The sequence below is a fragment of the Embleya australiensis genome (genome assembly GCF_051903075.1).
Taxonomy (GTDB): domain Bacteria; phylum Actinomycetota; class Actinomycetes; order Streptomycetales; family Streptomycetaceae; genus Embleya.
Genome location: NZ_CP182422.1, coordinates 3,548,924 through 3,567,272, shown reverse-complemented (window position 1 = coordinate 3,567,272; position 18,349 = coordinate 3,548,924). Strand labels below are relative to the sequence as shown.

Below are 18,349 nucleotides of genomic sequence, written 5' to 3'. Positions count from 1 at the left end.
CCTTGATGTCGCCTGTAAATGCAACCAGAACTGCAACCAGCGCACACCGAAGAGCCGAGCCGCATTCGCGGCTCGGCTCTTCGTTTTCGCCTGTTCAGGCGGCTGCGGAGGATACGAGATTCGAACTCGTGAGGGTGTGAACCCAACACGCTTTCCAAGCGTGCGCCCTAGGCCACTAGGCGAATCCTCCGTGCGGAAGCTTACAGGAGGTCCGTGGGTGCTCGCGCACCCCTATTCGAGTGGGGGTGGGATGCAGTGAACCCCCCGTGCACCCGGCAGAGCCTCCCTATCCTTGCTGCCTTCCGGCCCTGGGGAGGTTCAGGAGGGATACCGCCGCACGGGGGGTCCGGCGCCTACAGTACCCGACTCGGGGTGGGGTTCGGGTACGGGCGGGGGTGGTGGGGGTGGTCGGGCGTTCCGCGTCTGTCGTTCGGCCCGGCTATCGTCGGGGGCGTGTCGCTCGCCCTCTACCGTCGCTATCGACCCGAGACCTACGCAGAGGTCATCGGGCAGGAGCACGTGACGGAACCCCTGATGCAGGCCCTGCGCAATAATCGCGTCAATCACGCCTACCTCTTCAGTGGGCCGCGGGGGTGTGGCAAGACCACCAGTGCGCGCATTCTCGCCCGGTGTCTCAACTGTGAGCAGGGGCCTACCCCGACGCCCTGTGGCGAGTGTCAGTCGTGTCGGGATCTGGGGCTCGGTGGGCCCGGCAGCATCGACGTGATCGAGATCGACGCGGCGTCGCACGGTGGTGTGGACGACGCGCGCGACCTGCGCGAGAAGGCGCACTTCTCGCCGGTGAGTTCGCGCTACAAGATCTACATCATCGACGAGGCGCACATGGTCACGTCGGCGGGCTTCAACGCGTTGCTCAAGGTGGTCGAGGAGCCGCCGGAGCACCTGAAGTTCATTTTTGCCACCACCGAGCCGGAGAAGGTCATCGGGACCATTCGGTCCAGGACGCACCACTATCCGTTCCGGTTGGTGCCGCCCGGCGTGCTGCGCGATCACCTGGCGTCGGTGTGCGAGGCCGAGGGGATCAAGGTCGAGCCGACCGTGCTGCCGCTGGTCGTGCGGGCGGGGGCCGGCTCGGTCCGGGACTCGATGTCGGTGATGGACCAGTTGCTGGCGGGGGCCGCCGACGACGGGGTCACCTATGCGATGGCCACCTCCCTGCTCGGATTCACCGACCGGTCGTTGCTGGACGACGTGGTCGAGGCGTTCGTCGCGCAGGACGGCGGGGCCGCGTTCGAGTTGGTCGACCGGGTGATCGAGGGGGGCTACGACCCGCGCCGGTTCGTGGCCGACCTGCTGGAGCGGCTGCGCGACCTGGTGATCCTGGCCGCGGTGCCCGACGCGGCCGACAAGGGCCTGATCGATGTGCCGGCCGATCAGTTGGCGAGGATGGTCCGGCACGCCGCCGAGTTCGGCCGGGCCGGGCTCACCCGGGCCGCGGACATCGTCAACACCGGGCTCACCGAGATGCGCGGGGCCACCGCGCCGCGGCTGCAGTTGGAGCTGATCTGCGCCCGCGTCCTGCTGCCCGCCGTGGACTCCGGTGAGCAGGGTCTGCAGACGCGCCTGGAACGCCTCGAGCGCCGCGTCTCCGTCGGCGGCCTCCCCGCCGCGCCGGCCGCGCCCGCCGGCCCGGAGCCCGCCCGCGCCGACGCGCCCGCGCCCGCCGCCCGACAGCAGGCCGCCGCCCCGGCGCCGCCCCAGGCCCCGCCCCCCGTACAACAGCCGCAGCAGCAGCCCCAACACCCGCAGCCCCAACAGCCCGGCGCCTGGCCCCAGGCTCGCGCCGCCGGCTCCGGCCTGCCCCCCGCCCAGGGCCGCCCGCCGGCTCCCCAACACCCGCAGCCCCAGCAGCCCCAGGCCCAACAGCCCCAAACCCAGCAGCCCACACCCCAGGCACCCCCCGCCCCCGCCGGCGACCTGACCCGCGTCCACGAGATGTGGCCGCAGATCCTCGACGCCGTCCGAGCCCGCAACCGGGTCGCCTGGATGATGCTCCAGACCGTCACCGTCGCCGGCTTCGACGGCACCACGCTCACCCTCGCGTTCGAGCAGGCCGGCACCCGCGAGGGCTTCCGCAGCAGCGGGCGCGACGAGATCGTGCGCCAGGCCGTCCTGGACGCGTTCGGCCTCGACTGGCGGATCGACTGCGTCGTCGCCGGCGAGGGCACCGCCGCCCCCACCCACCGCCCGGCCCCCGCACCGACCCCGACCCCGATGCCCCCGGCCGACCGGCAGCCCACCGCCCCGGCCGCCCCCGCGCCCGGCGCCTGGCCCGGCACCCCGCCGCCGGCGCCCGCGAGCACCCCCGCCCCGCCGCACGCCCCGACCCAGGCCGCGACCCAGCCCCGCCCCGCCACCCCCTCGCCGCAGCCGCCCGCCCGCCCGCAACCCCAGCAACCCCAGCAGCCCCAACAGGCCCCACCCCCGCCGCCCCCCGAACCGGACTTCGACATCCCCGAGGACTTCGGCCGCTACGACGACGAGGACCTCGCCGACGACGGCGGCCAGTCCACCCACGAACTGCTCGCCCGCGAGCTGGGCGCGACCATCATCGACGAGTCGCCGACCACCTGACCCGGCGAACCGTGCCGTCGCCGCGCGTCCGCCCCGCCCGGAGCCGTAGGCTCGACCGCAGGACGGGCACGCTGAAGCGGGCCGCCCGAGGCGGTGCGAGGCCGCGTGCGAGCGACGAAGGGTGTCCAGGTGTTTCCCGGTGGTGGCCAGCCCGACATGCAGCAGCTGCTGCAGCAGGCGCAGAAGATGCAGCAGGACCTGATGGCGGCGCAGGACGAACTCGCCCGCACCCAGGTGACCGGGAGCGCCGGTGGCGGCCTGGTGACCGCGACCGTATCCGGGGCCGGCGAGCTGCTGGCTCTGGAGATCTCGCCGTCCGCGGTGGATCCTGAGGACACGGAGACCCTCGGCGACCTGATCGTCGCCGCGGTGCGCGACGCGAACCGTGCCGCCCTGGAGATGCAGTCCCAGCTGATGGGCCCGCTCGCCCAGGGCATGGGTGCCGGCGGCCCGCTGGGCCTGCCCGGCATGTGAGCCGGATCCGCCCGACCGAAAGCCGAACCCACCGACAAGAACCCACCGACAAGAACCCACCGACAAGAACCCACCGACAAGAACCCACCGACAAGAACCCATCGACAACGAATCCACCGACGAACCCATCGACAAAAAACGAGCCCGACGAACCCACCGACAACGAACCCACCCACAACCAGAGCGAGCAGGGAGACGGTAGGTGTACGAAGGCGTCGTACAGGACCTCATCGACGAGCTGGGCCGACTGCCCGGTGTAGGGCCGAAGAGCGCGCAACGCATCGCCTTCCACCTCCTGGCGGCCGACCCGGCCGACGTCCGGCGCCTCGTGCACGCGCTCACCGAGGTCAAGGACAAGGTGCGGTTCTGCGTCACATGCGGCAACGTGGCGGAATCGGAGCAGTGCCGAATCTGCCGCGATCCGCGACGCGACGTCGCGGTGATCTGCGTGGTCGAGGAGTCCAAGGATGTCGTGGCGATCGAGAAGACCCGCGAGTTCCGGGGCCGCTACCACGTGCTCGGCGGCGCGATCAGCCCGATCGAGGGTGTGGGCCCCGACGACCTGCGGATCCGTGAGCTGATGACCCGGCTCGCGGACGGCACGGTGACCGAGTTGATCCTGGCCACCGACCCGAACCTGGAAGGAGAGGCGACCGCGACGTATCTGGCTCGCCTGTGCAAGCCGATGGGTCTGCGGGTGACCCGGTTGGCCAGCGGGCTGCCGGTGGGGGGCGACCTGGAGTACGCCGACGAGGTCACGCTCGGGCGTGCCTTCGAGGGGAGACGACTGCTCGATGTCTGACGACCTGAACGAATTCACCAGTGAGATCGCCGACCAGATCGACAGCTTCGTCCTGGCCGTCACCGAGGTGGCCAAGGGCGAGGAGCCGGAGCAGGCGGTGTCGATGCTGCTCCTGGAGGTCTCGCAGCTGATGCTCGCGGGCGGCCGGCTCGGCGCGATCGCCGACGTGGTGCCCGACGACCGATTCGAACCCGACTCGGGCCCGGACCCCGACGTCGACGCGCTGCGCTCGGCGCTGTCCCGGCTGCTGGAGCCGATCGACGTCTACTACGAGGTCTTCGACCCGTATGTGCCCAAGTCCAAGCCGGTCGCCGCGCGGCTGTCCGACGACGTCGCCGACGTGGTCGCCGACCTCGCGCACGGGCTCGCCCATCACCGGGCCGGGCGCGACCGCGAGGCGCTGTGGTGGTGGCAGTTCTCGTACCTGTCCAACTGGGGCGCCACCGCGAGCGCCGTACTGCGCGCGCTGCAGTCGGTGGTCTCGCACGCGCGGCTGGACGATCCGATCATGGAGAGTCTGGACCCGGCCGGACAGGCGCTGGCCGACGAATTGGTCGACGAACTCGCCGAACAGCTCGACGAGGCCGTGGTCCTCGGCGGCCCGCACACCTGAACACCACCCCTGAACGCGGACAAACGCGCAGCCGCAACCAGCCCGCGCACGGGGGGAGTCCCACCCCGGGCCCGGCGTACGGCGGCCGCCGCCACCCCGGCGCCCCGACATGGGCGTTCGGTTCCGACTGCCCGCTTAGTGATACGTACGTCTCACAATGTGAATAAAGCTTTGACCACTGTGCGGCCTAGTTAGACTGAGCCGACCGCACAGATATCAAGCGAGGAGCGCACGTGGGCCTTGTCGTGCAGAAGTACGGCGGCTCCTCCGTCGCCGATGCCGAGGGCATCAAGCGCGTGGCCAAGCGAATCGTCGACACCAAGAAGCAGGGCCACGAAGTGGTCGTGGTGGTGTCCGCGATGGGCGACACGACGGACGAGCTGATCGATCTGGCGCAGCAGGTGAGCCCCATCCCTTCCGGGCGCGAGCTCGACATGCTGCTCACCGCGGGTGAGCGGATGTCGATGGCGCTGCTGGCGATGGCGATCAAAAACCTGGGCGTCGACGCACGGTCGTTCACCGGCAGCCAAGCCGGTGTGATCACCGACGCGGTCCACAACAAAGCGCGCATCATCGATGTGACGCCGGGTCGGATCCGCTCCGCGCTCGACGAGGGCGCGATCGCGATCGTGGCCGGATTCCAGGGCGTGTCCCAGGACACCAAGGACATCACCACGCTCGGCCGCGGCGGCTCGGACACCACCGCCGTCGCGCTGGCCGCCGCGCTCGACGCCGAGGTCTGCGAGATCTACACGGACGTGGACGGCATCTTCACCGCCGACCCCCGCGTGGTGAAGAAGGCCCGGAAGATTTCCCGGATCAGCTACCAGGAGATGCTGGAGCTGGCCGCGAGCGGATCCAAGGTGCTGCACCTGCGGTGTGTGGAATACGCCCGCCGCTACGACATGCCCGTGCACGTGCGGTCGTCCTTCTCGGGACTCGTCGGCACTTGGGTGACGGATGAACCCGAAGGGGACGACATGGAGCACGCGATCATCTCCGGGGTCGCCCACGACACCAGCGAAGCGAAGATCACGGTGGTCGGGGTCCCGGACAAGCCGGGCGAGGCGGCCAAGATCTTCCGCCTGGTGGCGGACAACGAGATCAACATCGACATGATCGTGCAGAACGTCTCCGCGGCCTCCACCGGCCGCACCGACATCTCCTTCACGCTGCCGATGTCGGACGGCCAGAACGCGATGACCGCGCTGACCAAGGCCCAGGCCGAGATCGGCTTCGAGTCGCTGCGCTACGACGACCAGATCGGCAAGATCTCGCTGGTCGGCGCCGGCATGCGCTCGCACCCGGGCGTGACCGCCAAGTTCTTCGAATCGCTCACCGGCGCGGGGGTGAACATCGAGCTGATCTCGACCTCCGAGATCCGGATCTCGGTGGTCTGCCGTGCCGACGGCGTTCCGGCCGCCGTGCAGGCCGTGCACACCGCGTTCGGCCTGGACGACCAGTCCGGCGAAGCCGTCGTCTACGGAGGTACCGGCCGATGACCCGCAAGGACAAGCCCACCCTGGCCGTCGTCGGCGCCACCGGCGCGGTCGGCACGGTGATGCTCGAACTGCTCTCCACCCGCCAGGACGTGTGGGGCGAGATCCGCCTGATCGCGTCGGCGCGCAGCGCGGGCAAGAAGCTCGTCGTGCGCGGCGAGGAGGTCGAGGTGATCGCGCTGAGCGAGGAGTGCTTCGACGGCGTCGACGTCGCGATGTTCGACGTGCCCGACGAGGTCTCCGCGCACTGGGCGCCGATCGCCGCGAGCAAGGGCGCGGTCGCGGTGGACAACTCCGGCGCGTTCCGGATGGACCCCGAGGTCCCGCTCGTGGTGCCCGAGGTCAACGCCGCCGCGGCGCGCGTACGGCCGCGCGGCATCATCTCCAACCCGAACTGCACGACGCTGACCATGGTCGTCGCCCTCGGCGCGCTGCACGCCGAACTGGGCCTCAAGGAGCTGGTGGTCGCCTCGTACCAGGCCGCCTCCGGCGCCGGTCAGCCCGGTGTCGACGCGCTGCGCGAGCAGATCGCCAAGGTCGCCGACAGCCGTACGCTGGGCACCCAGCCCGGCGATGTGCGCCGCGCGGTGGGCGACTTCGGCCCGTTCCCGGCGCCGCTCGCGCTCAACGTGGTGCCGTGGGCCGGCTCGCTCAAGGACGACGGCTGGTCGTCCGAGGAGCTGAAGGTCCGCAACGAGTCCCGCAAGATCCTGGGTCTGCCCGACCTCAAGGTGCACACGACCTGCGTGCGCGTCCCGGTGATCACCACGCACTCCCTCGCGGTGCACGCCGTGTTCGAGAACGAGGTGTCGGTGGCCCGGGCGCACGAGATCCTGGACGGCGCCCCCGGCGTCGTGCTGTGCGACGACCCGGAGAACGGCGAGTTCCCGACGCCGGCCGACGTGGTCGGTACCGACCCGACCTGGGTCGGCCGGGTGCGTCGTTCGATCGACGACCCGTTCGCGCTGGACATGTTCATGTGCGGGGACAACCTGCGCAAGGGCGCGGCGCTGAACACCGCCCAGATCGCCGAGGTCGTCGCCGCCGAGCTGACCGAGCGCGACTAGGCCCGTCCGCGAACCGACGCGGCAGCCGGCGCTCCCCGGGTGGGGACGCCGGCTGCCGTGCGTGCGGCTGCGGGTCGTGACCGCCGCCGCCACGGCAAGCGCGCCACGAGCCTCTCCGCCACGAACCTCTCCGTAGCGGACGTTTCCGTCACGAACCTTTCCGCAACGGACCGTCCCGTCGCGGACGTTCCCCGCCCCGAGTAGCTGACTGCATGTCATCCGGCCCACTACGGTGGGCGGACGCGTGGCTGAAGCCGACGACCGTCCCCGGATCGCAGGCGCATACAACCTTCCCGGGGGGTCGGGTGTCCAACAGTCGTGGCAGAAATGGTCGTGAGGGTGGAACCGGTGCTGCGCCCGGTTCGCATGCCCGTGGTCGGTGCGCTGGAACCGGACGTTTCGGGAGCTTCCGTGTCCTCTGACGCGGGCGTCTCCATCGACGTCCTCACCGAGACCTACCGCGCGCACTATGGTTCGTTGTTGCGCTTGGCTTCCCTGTTGCTCGACGACACCGATTCGTGTGAGGACGTGGTGCAGGAGTCGTTCGTCCGGGTGCACACCGCCCGGCACCGGTTGCGCGAGGCCGACAAGACGCTGGCCTACCTGCGGCAGACCGTGGTGAACCTGTCCCGGTCGACGCTGCGGCGGCGGATCATGGGCATGCGGCTACTCTCCAAACCGGAACCGAACTCGACGAGTACCGAGGACGGTTCGCGACACGTAGCGGAACGCGACGTGCTGGTACGGGCGTTGCGCGAATTGCAACGGCGGCAGCGGGAAGTGATCGTGCTGCGCTATTACGCTGATCTGACAGAGGCTCAGGTGGCCGATCTGCTCGGGCTGTCGGTCGGCTCGGTGAAGGCGTACGCCTCACGCGGACTGGAAGCCCTCCGGGCCCGGATGGAGACGCCGTGAAGAACGACCCGGGGACCCTCGGTCCCGACCCCGACGACCTCGCGGCAGAGGTACGCCGGCGGCTGCACCAGGCCGTGTCCGACGTGCAGCCCGCGCCGGACGCCCTCGACCGGCTGCGCGCCGCCGTGCCCGCCCGCCGCAGACAGCGTCGGATGGCCACGCTCGGCGCCGCAGGGCTGGCCGCGGCGATCCTGATCGGCACGCCCGTCCTGCGCACCGCGGTGACCGACGGCGACGACTCCAGGTCGAATGTCGGCGGTGTCCGCTCGTCCTCGTCGTCGGTCAACGCGACCGAGCCGCTGCCGGGGCCGAGCGAGGGGGTCAGCGCGGGCCTGCCGGGCGCCGGGCAGACCCATCCCGCCTCCCGGGGCAGCAGTCCCACCAGCGGGTCAGGTTCCTCGATCGCGCCCAGCAGCGGGCAGAGCGCGGGCACCGGGACGGGGCAGAGCACGCCGCCGTCGTCGAGCGCGTCGCCGAGCGAGTCGGCGCCGCCGGTCAAGCCGCCGCCCGCGTGTCGGACCGTCGACATGTCCGGGGAGGAGGCGCGGTTGGGCCCGATCCGTGCCGACGGGCTGGCGTACGGCGTGCTCCAGGTGCGCAGCAACGCGGCCAAGGAGTGCGTGGTGACCGGCCCCGGCGTGGTCGTCGTGGTCTCCCCGCCCGGCAATCCGATCGTGCAGGTGACGGTGGTCCAGGCGCCGAGCCCGGACGCCGCGACCGCGCTGCCGGTGCCGTCCTCGTCCGCCCAGGGCATCACGCTGCGACCGGGGCAGGCGTACGAGTTCCAGTTCGCGTGGAAGCCGCAACCCCCGGGCGCGGACGGCACGTGTGCCGCCGACGCGCCCAAGGCGCCGGTGCCCGCGCTCGGCTACGCGCTCGCCGCCAACGACTTCAACGTGGCCAAGGTGCCGCTCACGCCGACGTGTGGCGGCACCGTGTACCGCACCGACATCTACCGGACCGGGGAGTACGCGCGCGTGGGGTGAGACCCGGGATCGGCCCCCGTCGGCGGACGGTTACCGTTGGGGGGTGTACCGGTTCCTGCTCCAGCCGCGCTGGCTGGTCTTCCACGTGATCGTGCTCGTCGCGGTCCCGGTGTGCGCGGCGCTGGGATTGTGGCAGTTCCACCGCTACGGCGAACACAAGCGGAGCGGGGACGGCGGCGAGAAGGTGTCGGTGGCGCCCGCGGTGCCGCTCGCCGAACTGCTGCCGCCGGGCGCCAGGGTCGAGGGCGGTGCGCGCGGCCGCGCGGTCACGGTGACCGGGAGCTATGACCCGGCACACCAGCTGGTGGTGCCGGGGCGGCGCCACGACGGGCGCACCGGGTCGTACGTGGTCACCCCGCTCCTTGTGGCCGGCGCGCCCGCGGTGGTGGTCAACCGGGGCTGGGTCGAGGGCGCGACCGTGCCCGTGCCGCCCGCTGGCACGGTCACCGTCACCGGTCGACTGGAGTGGTCGGAGGCCGAGCACACCTCCGACGTGGATCGGGTCACCGACCTCAAGCCGGGGCAGTTGTCCATGATCAGCACGCCCGAACTGGTCAACGTGCTGCCCTATCCGCTCACCGACGGCTTCATCGCGCTGACCGCGCAGACCCCGGCCGCCGACTCGGCCGCGCTGGTGCCGATGCCGCCGGCCAAGACGTCCGGGGGCGGCGGCATCTCGGGGCGGGCGTGGCAGAACCTCGGTTACACCGCGCAGTGGTTCGTGTTCGCCGGTGCCGCGGTGTTCGTGTGGTGGCGCGTGGTGCGTCGGGAGGCGGACGAGCGCGCGGAAGAGCAGGAGACGAAGCTCCTCGCGGAGCTGGGCATCGAGACGTGAGCGCCGTCGGGACCCGAGCGCCCGGGCGGGCGCACCGGTCCTGCCGGCCGGCGCGGGCCGAGGTGATCGGCCCGCGCTCGCGGCGACCTACGCGGGGTTGCGCACCGGCAGGCCGATGACCCCGTCGACGAAGGCGAACTCCTGGCGCATCTGCCGGATTCGCTCCTCGACGACCAGCGAGCCGTGGCCCGCGTCGTAGCGGTAGACCTCGTGCGGCTTGCCCAGCTGTGCCAGCCGCTCGACGTAGTTCTCGATCTGCTTGATCGGGCAGCGCGGGTCGTTCTCGCCGGCGCTGATGTACACCGGCACCCGGACCTGCTCGACATAGGTCAGCGGCGAGGAGGCGGCCCAGCGCTCCGGGACCTCCTCGGGCGAGCCGCCGAGCAGCGTGCGGTCCATCGCCTTCAGCACGTCCATCTCGTCGTGGTAGGCGGTGACATAGTCCGCCACCGGCACCGCGGCCAGGCCCAGGGCCCACGCCTCGGGCTGCACGCCCAGACCGAGCAGGGTCAGGTATCCGCCCCACGAGCCGCCGGAGAGCACGATGCGCTCCGGGTCGGCCAGGCCCGACTCGACCGCCCACTCGCGGACCGCGCCGATGTCCTCCAACTCGATCAGGCCGATCCGCACCCGCAGCGCGTCGGTCCATTCCTTGCCGTAGCCGGTCGAGCCCCGGTAGTTGACCCGGACCACCGCGAAGCCGTGGTCGACCCAGGCCGCGACGTCGGCGGCGAAGTGGTCGCCGTCGTGCGCGGTGGGCCCGCCGTGGATGTTGAACACGGTCGGGAACGGGCCCTCGCCCACCGGCTTGGACACCAGCGCGTGCACCCGGCCGCCGGGGCCCTCGACCCACGCGTCGGTGACCGGGACCGATCCGGGCGGGCGTTCGCCGGGCGGGGTGAGCAGCACGCCGCCCGCGGTCGAGCGCAGTTCGGCGGGGGTCGAGCCGCTGGACCAGTGGTATTCGACGCTGCCGTCGGGGCGCGCGCCGGAGCCGCCGATGGTGCCGGGCGGGGTGTCGATTCGGGCGAGTTCGCCGCTGTCGAGGTCGTAGCGGTACAACTCGGAACGCCCGTGCTGCTCATGGTCGACCAGCAGCGCGCGGCCGTCGGGATACCAGTCGGCGGACAGGTCGCCGGGCAGCCCGAGGTCGAGTTCGGTCTCGGTGCCGGTCAGCGGCTCCCACACCAGCACCTCGTCCCGGCCGCGCCGCTGGTGCACGACCAGCAGGCGCTGGTCGCCGGCGACGGGGGAGAAGCCCATCGAGGACAGGTCGGAGTCCGGTCGGCCCCCTTCGGGACCGTCGTGCAGGTCGGCGACCGGCGTGCCGTCCAGGCGCAGTACGCGCAGTGACGAGCGCATCGCGTCGCCGTGCTCGTTGTGGGCGATGACCAGGTGCGTGCCGTCCTCGGACAGCCCCGACAACCAGGCCGACTCGGCGTGCCGGTACACGGTCACCGGCTCGGCGCCGGGACGTACGACGTGGATCGAGGAGCCCTCGTCGTCGCTCATCCGGCCGACCACCACGGTGCCGTCCATGGCGAGGCCGAGCCCGCCCGGGTAGGACGGCGCCAGGCCGGGCACGGCCGGCTCGTCCGGACCGCCGTCGAACGGCTGGCGCATCCAGATCCCGAACTCGTCGCCGTCGGTGTCCGCGAACCACCAGATCCAGTGCCCGTCGGGGCTGATCCGGGCCGACGCGGTGCCGTTGGGCCGGTCGGTCACCCGGCGCTGCTCGCCGGTGACGCGGTCCCACGCGTACACCTCGAACGTGCCGGAGGCGTTGGAGACGAAGACGGACTTCGCGGGCGCGTGGTCGGCCCAGCGCGGCAGGCTGATCCGAGCCGCCCGGTAGCGACGTTCCCAGGCGGGGACGGTCGGGGTGGACTCGGCGATCGACGGTGTGGTCTCGACGGTGTCGGCGGCGGTGTTCTCGGGAGCGGGCATGTCGCAATTCAACTACGCCCGGCCCCGATTGTGTTCCGTCACCGACAGGCACCGTTTGACTCCGAACAGGCGTGCGTATCCGGGGCGTGCGGCGAACTCGGCGTACGACCAGATGGCCGGCCGGCCGACCTCCCGACACAGGTGCAGTACCCGATCCGGGCCCAGATGCACTCCGACGTGTGCGGCATAGCCGGGATCCCGATCCGGGCGCGGGCCGGCGTCGAACAGGATCAGGTCCAGCGGCGCGGGTTCGGTGACCCGCACGGTCGCGGTGTCGTCGGCCCACAACTCGGACGAGCGCAGTGGCGGGACATGCAGGCCATGGTGGGCGAGAAAGGCGTACGCGTACAGCTGGCAATTGGCGCCGGCGCTCAGGTCACCGTCGGCGACGGTCTGCGGGTGTCGGGCGTAGACGTATGGGACGTCCCGAAAGCGGGGCGGGAGGGCGGACAGTGACAGAGAGACGGCTGGTGACGAACGGTCAGGGGTGTCGGGCATGCTTGGGATCCAACCCGAGCGAGACCGCGAGTTCCACCAGCGTCATCGCGAACAGCACCACGAACACGGCGGTGTAGTTGCCGGTCAGGTCGTGAATGGTGCCGAACACGATCTGAAGCGCGGCGGCGATCGGGTAGCCGATCAGGAATGTCATTGCGGACAACCGGCCGGCCGCCGCCGGGCTCGGCGCGAAGCGGACGAGCATCACCAACATCAACGGGAACGCGCCGCCGAGCGTCAGGCCGAGCAGCGCGATGGTGGGCCATGGCGCGAGATCCGGCGCGAACGCGAGCAGGCCCAAGCCTGCCACCGCCCCCGCGACGGTGACCGCGAACAACGGCCGGGGGTCGGTGAAGCGGTCCGCAAGCCCTCAAGCCTCTCACCGCGGCGACCTACGAAACGGCCGTCCGCCTCTACATCGTCCCCTTCCTCGGGACGAAACGCGTCGACAAGCTCAACGTGCGCGACGTCCGCGAGTGGCTCAAGAAGCTCTCCACCACCTGCCAATGCTGCGCACAGGACAAGGACGAACGCCGCCCGCCCGCCCGAGCGTCGCCGCTGCTGCGCGATCGGCAAGTGCTGTGAACGGACCCTGTCCAAGCGCTCCGTCGCCGACGCCCGCACAGTGCTCCGTAGCGCCCTTACCTACGCGATCAGCGAGGAGATGATCTCCCGCAACGTCGCCCAACTCGTCAAGATGGCCAAACGCCGTCCCCCGCAAGGTCATCCCCTGGTCGGCCGACGAGGCGAGCCGCTTCCTCGAATCGGCCCGCGCGGAACACGACCCCCTTTACGGGGCCTACGTGCTGATCCTGGTCCTCGGTCTGCGCAAGGGCGAGGTCCTCGGGCTGCGCCGGCAGGACGTGATGCTCGACCGAGGAGAGATCCTCATCGAACAACAACTCCAGCGCGTGCGCCGCCGGTTGCTGCACTCCGAGGTCAAGACCGACGCGTCCGAGGCGGTACTCCCGCTACCGGACGTGTGCCGGGCGGCGCTCTTTCTGCGCGAAAAGAGTCGCGACGCTCACAAGCTCGCCGCCCGCGAGCTGTGGACGGAATCCGACCTCGTCTTCACCACCAAGTACGGCACGCCCATCGAGCCGCGCAACTTCAACCGGCGCTTCGAGTTCCGCTGCCAGCGGGCCGGCGTGCGGCTCATCCGTGTCCACGACACCCGCAAGACGTGCGGCACACTCCTGGCCGCCTTGGACGTCCACCCGCGCGTGGCGATGCAGATCCTTCGCCACTCGCAGTTCGCGGTGACGATAGAGATCTACACCCAGGTCCCCTCCGAACAGACCCGTAACGCGCTGAAGAAGCTCGGTGCGTCGCTCGACGGCAGTTCTGCTGATCCGGCGTCAGTGGTTCACGAGGGTGGATCGCCTTACCGGGCCACTGAGGGAGGCAGCCGGCAACCATAGCTGTTGCCGTGTCTTGCGAACGCCCTGTCTGGTCGATGACGACCGACACGGCGTTCGCGAGCGTTCGGCTCGGCGCAGGTCTGGCGGGAAGACCTCGTTTCCCGTGGATCCATGGTCCTTGCTCTGGCCTGAGAGTCGTAGAGCCTTTGTTGAGAGTCCGCGTGCCTGGTTGAGCCTGCACGCTCACCGAGTTAGGCCCGCCCACGAGGTCTCGACCTCGTCGGCGGGCCTAACGTCGCTTCAATCCTCTCGGTTTGTTACGAGTTGGCTCTCGTCTGTCGGTAGCAGCCGATAGCGACACTCGCCGATGTGAAGGCCATCAGTGCGCACAGCCCCCAGCTCCCGTTTGAGGCCAAGAGCACCGCAATGGCCAACGCGATGGCTGATATCGGCTCCCAGATCAGCCACAGCTTACGTGAGCGATTTTCCTGTTCCGCTGTCATCCACGGCACCTTTCCGACCACAAGTACGGTGGAACGACGAACTTGATTCCGTTCGACCATGGCCATTTGGCCCCGGACACCTGAATCGCAACGCAGTTCCCGCGAGCTGAAGCGTAGGCCGCGGTGGCCGAGATGTAGAACAGGTAGATCTCCAGGATGGTCAGAACCCGGCCTAGGATGCGAGCAACCCACTTCCACTTGCCACCGGCATACCACAAGGCGTTGAAGATCGTTCCGCTTGCCCACGCCAGCCATGAGGTCTCGTTGCGATTCAGATGCACGGTGAACCACCACACCGGCGAGAAGAAGTTGAACGACGAGCTTCCCTTCGAATAGGTGCCAGCGGTATCCGTGGCATTGCTCGGATCTGCGCCGACATAGTCGTACGCGCTCGCCGACCCGCCAGGGACCGGGTCGGTCTGGAGAAAGCGCCCGGAGCCCGGCTCGTACACACGCACGCCCATGAGCAGAGCACCTGTCGGATCATCCGTTGCCCGGACCGCGCCACCCAGCCAGCCGTATCGAGCCGCGCTTTGACCGACCCGAGCAACCCCGTACTCGTCGTAGTCGAGCACGGTCGGCGTGACGGCGGTGTCCAGCGGCAGGTAGACGGTCGCGTCGTCGTGCAGGTTCATCAGCGTGAGCAGTACGCCGCCCGTTTTGCCGGTGACCGCGTCGAAGCTCCCGGTGGGCCCGCTCACGTTACGAGTGAGGTCGCCGGTGGTCGGGTTCGTACGAGAATCGGTCTTCGGTATAGGATCTTGATTGTTGCGGGCCGCGAATGCGGTTCCGGCGCCGGTAAGTAAGGATGCGCCCATTGCCCCGGCGGTGACGATCGCGATGGCTCGCGAGGTTACCCATGGCCGGGATGATTGTCCTGCCCGATTCGGGGCAGCACGAAGTCTGCGTGTGTACACGCATAGTCCCCTCCAGCAACGCGATCGCCATGATCACGCTTTGGCCGGCCTAGAAAGACGCACGGCGATCAAACAGACTAGATATTGCGGATAAAGCACCCGAATGGCCATGACCGTTGATCTTGTCGCATGATAAAGGTCACTTGCGGGACCCCGGTTATGGCTTCGATGATGGTGTGAAGAGTTCAGCAGGCCTTCGGCTGACTCCCCGGGAGCGGAAGGCGGCCTTCCATGGCCCGTGGGTTCATTTGGACCGAGCCATTGAGACGACCGCTCCAAAACCAATCCCCGGCATTGCGGTGCGTTTCGCCGATGTCTTGAGCCGTGGACCCTAAGCCTGCGACCTGCGAGACAGCCGCCGCGACCTGAGCATCGTCGGCCGCGAGACTGACACTGTCGCCACGCGCGATTTTGACCGTCAACTTGCCGACAGGCTCGGTGCGTTTGTCTTCGGATGCGGTCGCCCAGCGGTCAGCGAGGGTCGCTTGCAGCCGGCGTGGTTGCTCTACTTTCGTGCTGGCAACGTGCCAGAGGCCCCATCGGAATCATCCGATAGGGCCTCTGACCTGGGTCGGGGTGGCGGGATTTGAACCCACGGCCTCTTCGTCCCGAACGGTGTTCGTTGGCCCGACTACCAGCCACCGGCTGACGAACGGCCTGGGCGCCTCTCCTTGTTCGGTCCGCCGACGTCCGCGAGAGTCCTCGGTTGTTCGCCGTGGATGGCTCCCCGCTTGGCTCCCCGGGGAGCCAAGCGGGCAACGATCTTTCTCCTAGACGAACTCGTACTGAAGCTCATACAGGTGGCCGGCCTTGGCCATCACCGTGACCTCGATCGGCCGGTCGTTGTCGCTGTAGACCACGCGGAGGGTGCGCAGGATCGGGAGGTCACTGGGCAAGCGCAGCGCCTCATACTGCTGTTGGGTGGGCACGCGCGCGGACACTCGATCGACGGTGAGCCGCGGCGGATAGCCCATGTCAGCGAGGAGCGTGGGCGTGCCGCCCCGGATCTTCCGAGGCTCGGCCATCACGGTTCCCCGGGCCAGTTCGAGCGGGTAATAGGACGTGACCAGCTCGACAGGGTCCCCGTCGTGCATGAGGAGTTGACGACGCATGACCGCAGTTCCGGTCTCACCCAACTCCAGGCACGCAGCCACATCACCAGGCGGGCGCACTTCGGCCACATCCAAGAGCTGGATGCTGCCCCGCTTGCCCTGCTTACCCGCCTCTGTGAGCCATCGGTACGGCTTGCCCGCCTCCGCCGGTTGTCCGAAGTCGGCCGGTCGCACCGTCTCTTGGTGATGCTCGCGAACGGTCACTGCGGCGCCCGCTCGGCCGACGACCAAGCGCTCGTCCTTCAGCACCTGTAGAGCCTTCTGGACAGTTGCGTTCGACGCGTCGAAGCGCTCCTTGAGTCGCTGCGTCGAGGGGAGGCTCGCGCCAGGCTCAAGGTCGCCGGACATGATTTCGTCGCGTAGATCGGCAGCGATGCGCTCATGGAGCGGTCGCCGGTCGAAGGCGTCTTCATCCGCCTTGGGCATGTCAGCCAATCCTCATCTCGTAGCGGAGTCGCTGGGTTGTTGCCGGGAAGACCGAGACGTCGACCTGGAAGGGCTCACCAGCGGCGCTCAAGGTGACTCGAACCAGGCGCAGAACCGGATCGCGTGGGCCCAGCGTGAGAACCTCCCGCTCTGTCGCGTCCGGCATGCGGGCGCTGACTTCTTCCTTCACCAGGTGACCGGTATGGCCGAGGTTGGCCAACAGTGTCACCGAGCCACCGGGAATCTTGGCGGTGTCGGCCAAGCCTGTCCCATGCGCGATGTGCGGCGGGTAGTAGGTGTTCGTCAGCTCGGTGGCCTCACCGTCGAGATAGATGACCCTCCGTCGCTCGACGACGAGAGCGCGTTCCGGCATGCCGAGGAGCTTGGCGACCTCCCCCGGCGCGTCCACATCACGAGCGTGGATGATCCGCTGAGTGCCCGTGCGCCCCTGAGCAGCGGTTTCCTCGCTCCAAGCGTCCCGCTGGCCCTTGTCGCGCGGCTTCACGTACGGCGTGGATACGTGCACCCACTCGTTCCCGTCCACCGGATCTCCTTGATCGCCCGAGGTGGCAAACCTTGCTGCTTTACACAGTAAGCGCATCGGTCGAGATCTGAACCTTGCCACCTTTCGCGAAAGGCAGTACGGTCATCTCAAGCCGAGGAAATCGGGGATGGCGGTACCACCGTCTGCCTGTCTGTCGGCTCGTTCGCAGCTAGGCCGAGCGGAACTCGGAAGGCGGCTTGTCCCCGCGCGCCGAGAGTCCGACGTGACCGAGTGGTCCTTGAGAACTCAACAGAGTGAACGAGATCAACGAGTGATTTTGGTCCTCGGCGCGCTGTACGTCGGCGCGTCGTGGGCCATGGCCACTCGTCTTTTCGGGACGAGGCACACAGATGTGTGCCGGGGCGCCCGCTTCCGGCAAGTCGTCGGACGCCCCGTGGGTCGTTTCTCCAGTAGAGGGAGTACGACCATGAGAGACATTGTCGTTGGTCGCCACGCGGCCACGGTCGCCGAGTTCGCCGAGTTGGCGTTCGGTGTCGATTGGCTCCTGTTCGATGGGAAGCCCGGTGAGACGGCGGAGGAGGAGGCGGCGCGCCTGGAGGCGGCGCGGGACATCCTCTCCGACTTGTGGGGGACGGATCGCGAACTCGCCCGCCACGTCGAGCGGCTGCTGAGTGCTTTGTCGGTGGTGGACGCGGGGACGTGGGTGTGCGCGGAGATGCTGGCGCTTTCGTCCGCCCCGGTCGGCCTGGGACAGCGGCGCGTCGACACTGCGGAGTGTGAAGGGGCGTGGGCGGCGTGACGCCTCGGGAGTTGGTGGTGTGGCCGATCGCGCACATGCCGCGGTGGTCGCCGAGTGCGAACACCCTCGGCCTGGCCCGCCGGGCGCTGGCCGCGGTCGGGTTCCGCGTGTTGACGGCGGCGCCGGCCCTGATCGCGTCCGTCGGGGGTGTCGGTTCCGCGTTCGTGGCGGGTTCGCTCGTCTCCGGGCTGTGGGTCGTGCCGGTGGCGATGGCGACGTTGGTGGTCGCGTCCACCGTGCTGGAGCTGTTCCTGATCGCGTCGCCGAGGGGTCGGCGGAGCGTGCGGGACCGGTGCACGGTGTGGGCCCACGGGGTCGACGAGTGGGCGCGGGGTGCCCGGTCCGGGCGTCCGGTTGGGGAGTTCGCGACGCGAGCGGCGTTGGTGGAGGACTTCGTGGATCGTCACGGTCCCTCGGATGGGTGGCCGGCGGAGACGTGGGCGGAGTTCACGCACCGTCTGGAGCATGCCGTGTCGGTGGGTGTGCGATGACCGG

Annotated in this window: 19 protein-coding genes, 1 tRNA gene and 1 other RNA gene; 13 read left to right on the top strand and 8 right to left on the bottom strand. The window is 69.5% G+C overall.

Annotated elements, in window-relative coordinates; translation table 11 throughout:
* Nucleotides 1–105: 105 nt before the first annotated feature.
* Together ACMXN5_RS15185 and ffs are read right to left on the bottom strand one after the other, a co-directional pair.
* Nucleotides 106–190: transfer RNA gene (locus ACMXN5_RS15185), tRNA-Ser, on the bottom strand.
* Nucleotides 191–251: 61 nt separating this feature from the next.
* An RNA gene (gene ffs / locus ACMXN5_RS15180) (signal recognition particle sRNA small type) lies at nt 252–351 on the bottom strand.
* 102 nt (nt 352–453) lie between these two features.
* Between ffs and ACMXN5_RS15175 the strand changes: the two genes are divergently transcribed.
* The 9 genes from ACMXN5_RS15175 (at nt 454) to ACMXN5_RS15135 (ending at nt 9,786) form a co-directional block, all read left to right on the top strand.
* Nucleotides 454–2,595, top strand: a complete 2,142-nt coding sequence (locus ACMXN5_RS15175; protein WP_439675709.1) for a DNA polymerase III subunit gamma and tau — start codon at nt 454–456, stop codon at nt 2,593–2,595.
* A 129-nt stretch (nt 2,596–2,724) separates the two neighbouring features.
* Entirely contained in the window at nt 2,725–3,069 is a 345-nt protein-coding gene (locus tag ACMXN5_RS15170; protein WP_078976477.1) for a YbaB/EbfC family nucleoid-associated protein, read from the top strand.
* Nucleotides 3,070–3,271: 202 nt separating this feature from the next.
* Nucleotides 3,272–3,871: a recombination mediator RecR gene (recR, locus tag ACMXN5_RS15165; RefSeq protein WP_379998800.1), complete on the top strand. Its 600-nt coding sequence runs from the start codon at nt 3,272–3,274 to the stop codon at nt 3,869–3,871.
* The gene (locus ACMXN5_RS15160) at nt 3,864–4,484 is read left to right on the top strand and encodes a DUF5063 domain-containing protein (protein WP_395798480.1); all 621 of its coding nucleotides are present in this window, start codon (nt 3,864–3,866) and stop codon (nt 4,482–4,484) included. The genes recR and ACMXN5_RS15160 overlap by 8 nt, the downstream gene beginning before the upstream one ends.
* 233 nt (nt 4,485–4,717) lie before the next feature.
* Nucleotides 4,718–5,986 carry an aspartate kinase gene (locus ACMXN5_RS15155; protein WP_126639165.1) on the top strand — a complete coding sequence of 423 codons (1,269 nt, stop codon included), beginning with the start codon at nt 4,718–4,720 and terminating at the stop codon, nt 5,984–5,986.
* Complete coding sequence (locus tag ACMXN5_RS15150) at nt 5,983–7,050, top strand: aspartate-semialdehyde dehydrogenase (RefSeq protein WP_395798478.1); 1,068 nt, start codon at nt 5,983–5,985, stop codon at nt 7,048–7,050. Before ACMXN5_RS15155 ends, ACMXN5_RS15150 begins: the two co-directional genes overlap by 4 nt.
* 327 nt (nt 7,051–7,377) lie before the next feature.
* Entirely contained in the window at nt 7,378–7,965 is a 588-nt protein-coding gene (locus tag ACMXN5_RS15145; protein ID WP_439675708.1) for a SigE family RNA polymerase sigma factor, read from the top strand.
* On the top strand, nt 7,962–8,951 hold the full coding sequence (locus ACMXN5_RS15140) for a hypothetical protein (RefSeq protein WP_439675706.1): 990 nt from the start codon (nt 7,962–7,964) through the stop codon (nt 8,949–8,951). The genes ACMXN5_RS15145 and ACMXN5_RS15140 overlap by 4 nt, the downstream gene beginning before the upstream one ends.
* 43 nt (nt 8,952–8,994) lie before the next feature.
* Nucleotides 8,995–9,786, top strand: coding sequence for an SURF1 family protein (locus tag ACMXN5_RS15135; protein ID WP_439675704.1), 792 nt, complete (start codon nt 8,995–8,997; stop codon nt 9,784–9,786).
* 87 nt (nt 9,787–9,873) lie between these two features.
* Here ACMXN5_RS15135 and ACMXN5_RS15130 read toward each other — a convergent pair whose 3' ends face one another.
* Genes ACMXN5_RS15130 through ACMXN5_RS15120 form a run of 3 tightly spaced genes read right to left on the bottom strand, consistent with a single transcriptional unit; the run spans nt 9,874 to nt 12,541 of the window.
* Nucleotides 9,874–11,733 (bottom strand): S9 family peptidase, encoded by a 1,860-nt coding sequence (locus ACMXN5_RS15130; protein WP_439675703.1) that lies wholly within the window; start codon nt 11,731–11,733, stop codon nt 9,874–9,876.
* Nucleotides 11,734–11,745: 12 nt separating this feature from the next.
* A complete protein-coding gene (locus ACMXN5_RS15125) occupies nt 11,746–12,231 on the bottom strand; it encodes a cell wall hydrolase (protein WP_439675701.1) in 486 nt (161 codons plus the stop codon).
* Nucleotides 12,215–12,541: a hypothetical protein gene (locus tag ACMXN5_RS15120; RefSeq protein WP_439675700.1), complete on the bottom strand. Its 327-nt coding sequence runs from the start codon at nt 12,539–12,541 to the stop codon at nt 12,215–12,217. Before ACMXN5_RS15120 ends, ACMXN5_RS15125 begins: the two co-directional genes overlap by 17 nt.
* 149 nt (nt 12,542–12,690) lie before the next feature.
* On the opposite strand from ACMXN5_RS15120, the gene ACMXN5_RS15115 reads away from it, so the two are divergent.
* Both ACMXN5_RS15115 and ACMXN5_RS15110 read left to right on the top strand, forming a co-directional pair.
* Entirely contained in the window at nt 12,691–12,816 is a 126-nt protein-coding gene (locus tag ACMXN5_RS15115) for a hypothetical protein (RefSeq protein ID WP_439675699.1), read from the top strand.
* 140 nt (nt 12,817–12,956) lie between these two features.
* Nucleotides 12,957–13,652: a site-specific integrase gene (locus ACMXN5_RS15110; RefSeq protein WP_439678011.1), complete on the top strand. Its 696-nt coding sequence runs from the start codon at nt 12,957–12,959 to the stop codon at nt 13,650–13,652.
* A gap of 439 nt (nt 13,653–14,091) precedes the next feature.
* Here the strand turns inward: ACMXN5_RS15110 and ACMXN5_RS15105 are convergent, their stop codons facing one another.
* From ACMXN5_RS15105 to ACMXN5_RS15095, 3 genes are all read right to left on the bottom strand, one after another.
* Entirely contained in the window at nt 14,092–14,796 is a 705-nt protein-coding gene (locus tag ACMXN5_RS15105; protein WP_439675697.1) for an RHS repeat-associated core domain-containing protein, read from the bottom strand.
* Between the two features lie 986 nt (nt 14,797–15,782).
* A complete protein-coding gene (locus ACMXN5_RS15100) occupies nt 15,783–16,550 on the bottom strand; it encodes a GntR family transcriptional regulator (RefSeq protein WP_439675696.1) in 768 nt (255 codons plus the stop codon).
* Between the two features lies 1 nt (nt 16,551).
* A complete protein-coding gene (locus tag ACMXN5_RS15095) occupies nt 16,552–17,094 on the bottom strand; it encodes a GntR family transcriptional regulator (RefSeq protein WP_439675695.1) in 543 nt (180 codons plus the stop codon).
* A 427-nt stretch (nt 17,095–17,521) separates the two neighbouring features.
* Between ACMXN5_RS15095 and ACMXN5_RS15090 the strand changes: the two genes are divergently transcribed.
* Together ACMXN5_RS15090 and ACMXN5_RS15085 are read left to right on the top strand one after the other, a co-directional pair.
* Nucleotides 17,522–17,854, top strand: coding sequence for a hypothetical protein (locus tag ACMXN5_RS15090; RefSeq protein ID WP_439675694.1), 333 nt, complete (start codon nt 17,522–17,524; stop codon nt 17,852–17,854).
* Nucleotides 17,851–18,345: a hypothetical protein gene (locus tag ACMXN5_RS15085; RefSeq protein ID WP_439675693.1), complete on the top strand. Its 495-nt coding sequence runs from the start codon at nt 17,851–17,853 to the stop codon at nt 18,343–18,345. The genes ACMXN5_RS15090 and ACMXN5_RS15085 overlap by 4 nt, the downstream gene beginning before the upstream one ends.
* Nucleotides 18,346–18,349 lie beyond the last annotated feature (4 nt).

What these genes read in the sequence shown, in the direction of transcription:
- ACMXN5_RS15160 (WP_395798480.1), top strand. Translation starts at nt 3,864, where the DNA reads ATGTCTGACGACCTGAACGAATTCACCAGTGAGATCGCCGACCAGATC.
- ACMXN5_RS15150 (WP_395798478.1), top strand. Translation starts at nt 5,983, where the DNA reads ATGACCCGCAAGGACAAGCCCACCCTGGCCGTCGTCGGCGCCACCGGC.
- ACMXN5_RS15145 (WP_439675708.1), top strand. Translation starts at nt 7,378, where the DNA reads ATGGTCGTGAGGGTGGAACCGGTGCTGCGCCCGGTTCGCATGCCCGTG.
- ACMXN5_RS15130 (WP_439675703.1), bottom strand. Translation starts at nt 11,733, where the DNA reads ATGCCCGCTCCCGAGAACACCGCCGCCGACACCGTCGAGACCACACCG.
- ACMXN5_RS15125 (WP_439675701.1), bottom strand. Translation starts at nt 12,231, where the DNA reads ATGCCCGACACCCCTGACCGTTCGTCACCAGCCGTCTCTCTGTCACTG.
- ACMXN5_RS15100 (WP_439675696.1), bottom strand. Translation starts at nt 16,550, where the DNA reads ATGCCCAAGGCGGATGAAGACGCCTTCGACCGGCGACCGCTCCATGAG.
- ACMXN5_RS15090 (WP_439675694.1), top strand. Translation starts at nt 17,522, where the DNA reads ATGAGAGACATTGTCGTTGGTCGCCACGCGGCCACGGTCGCCGAGTTC.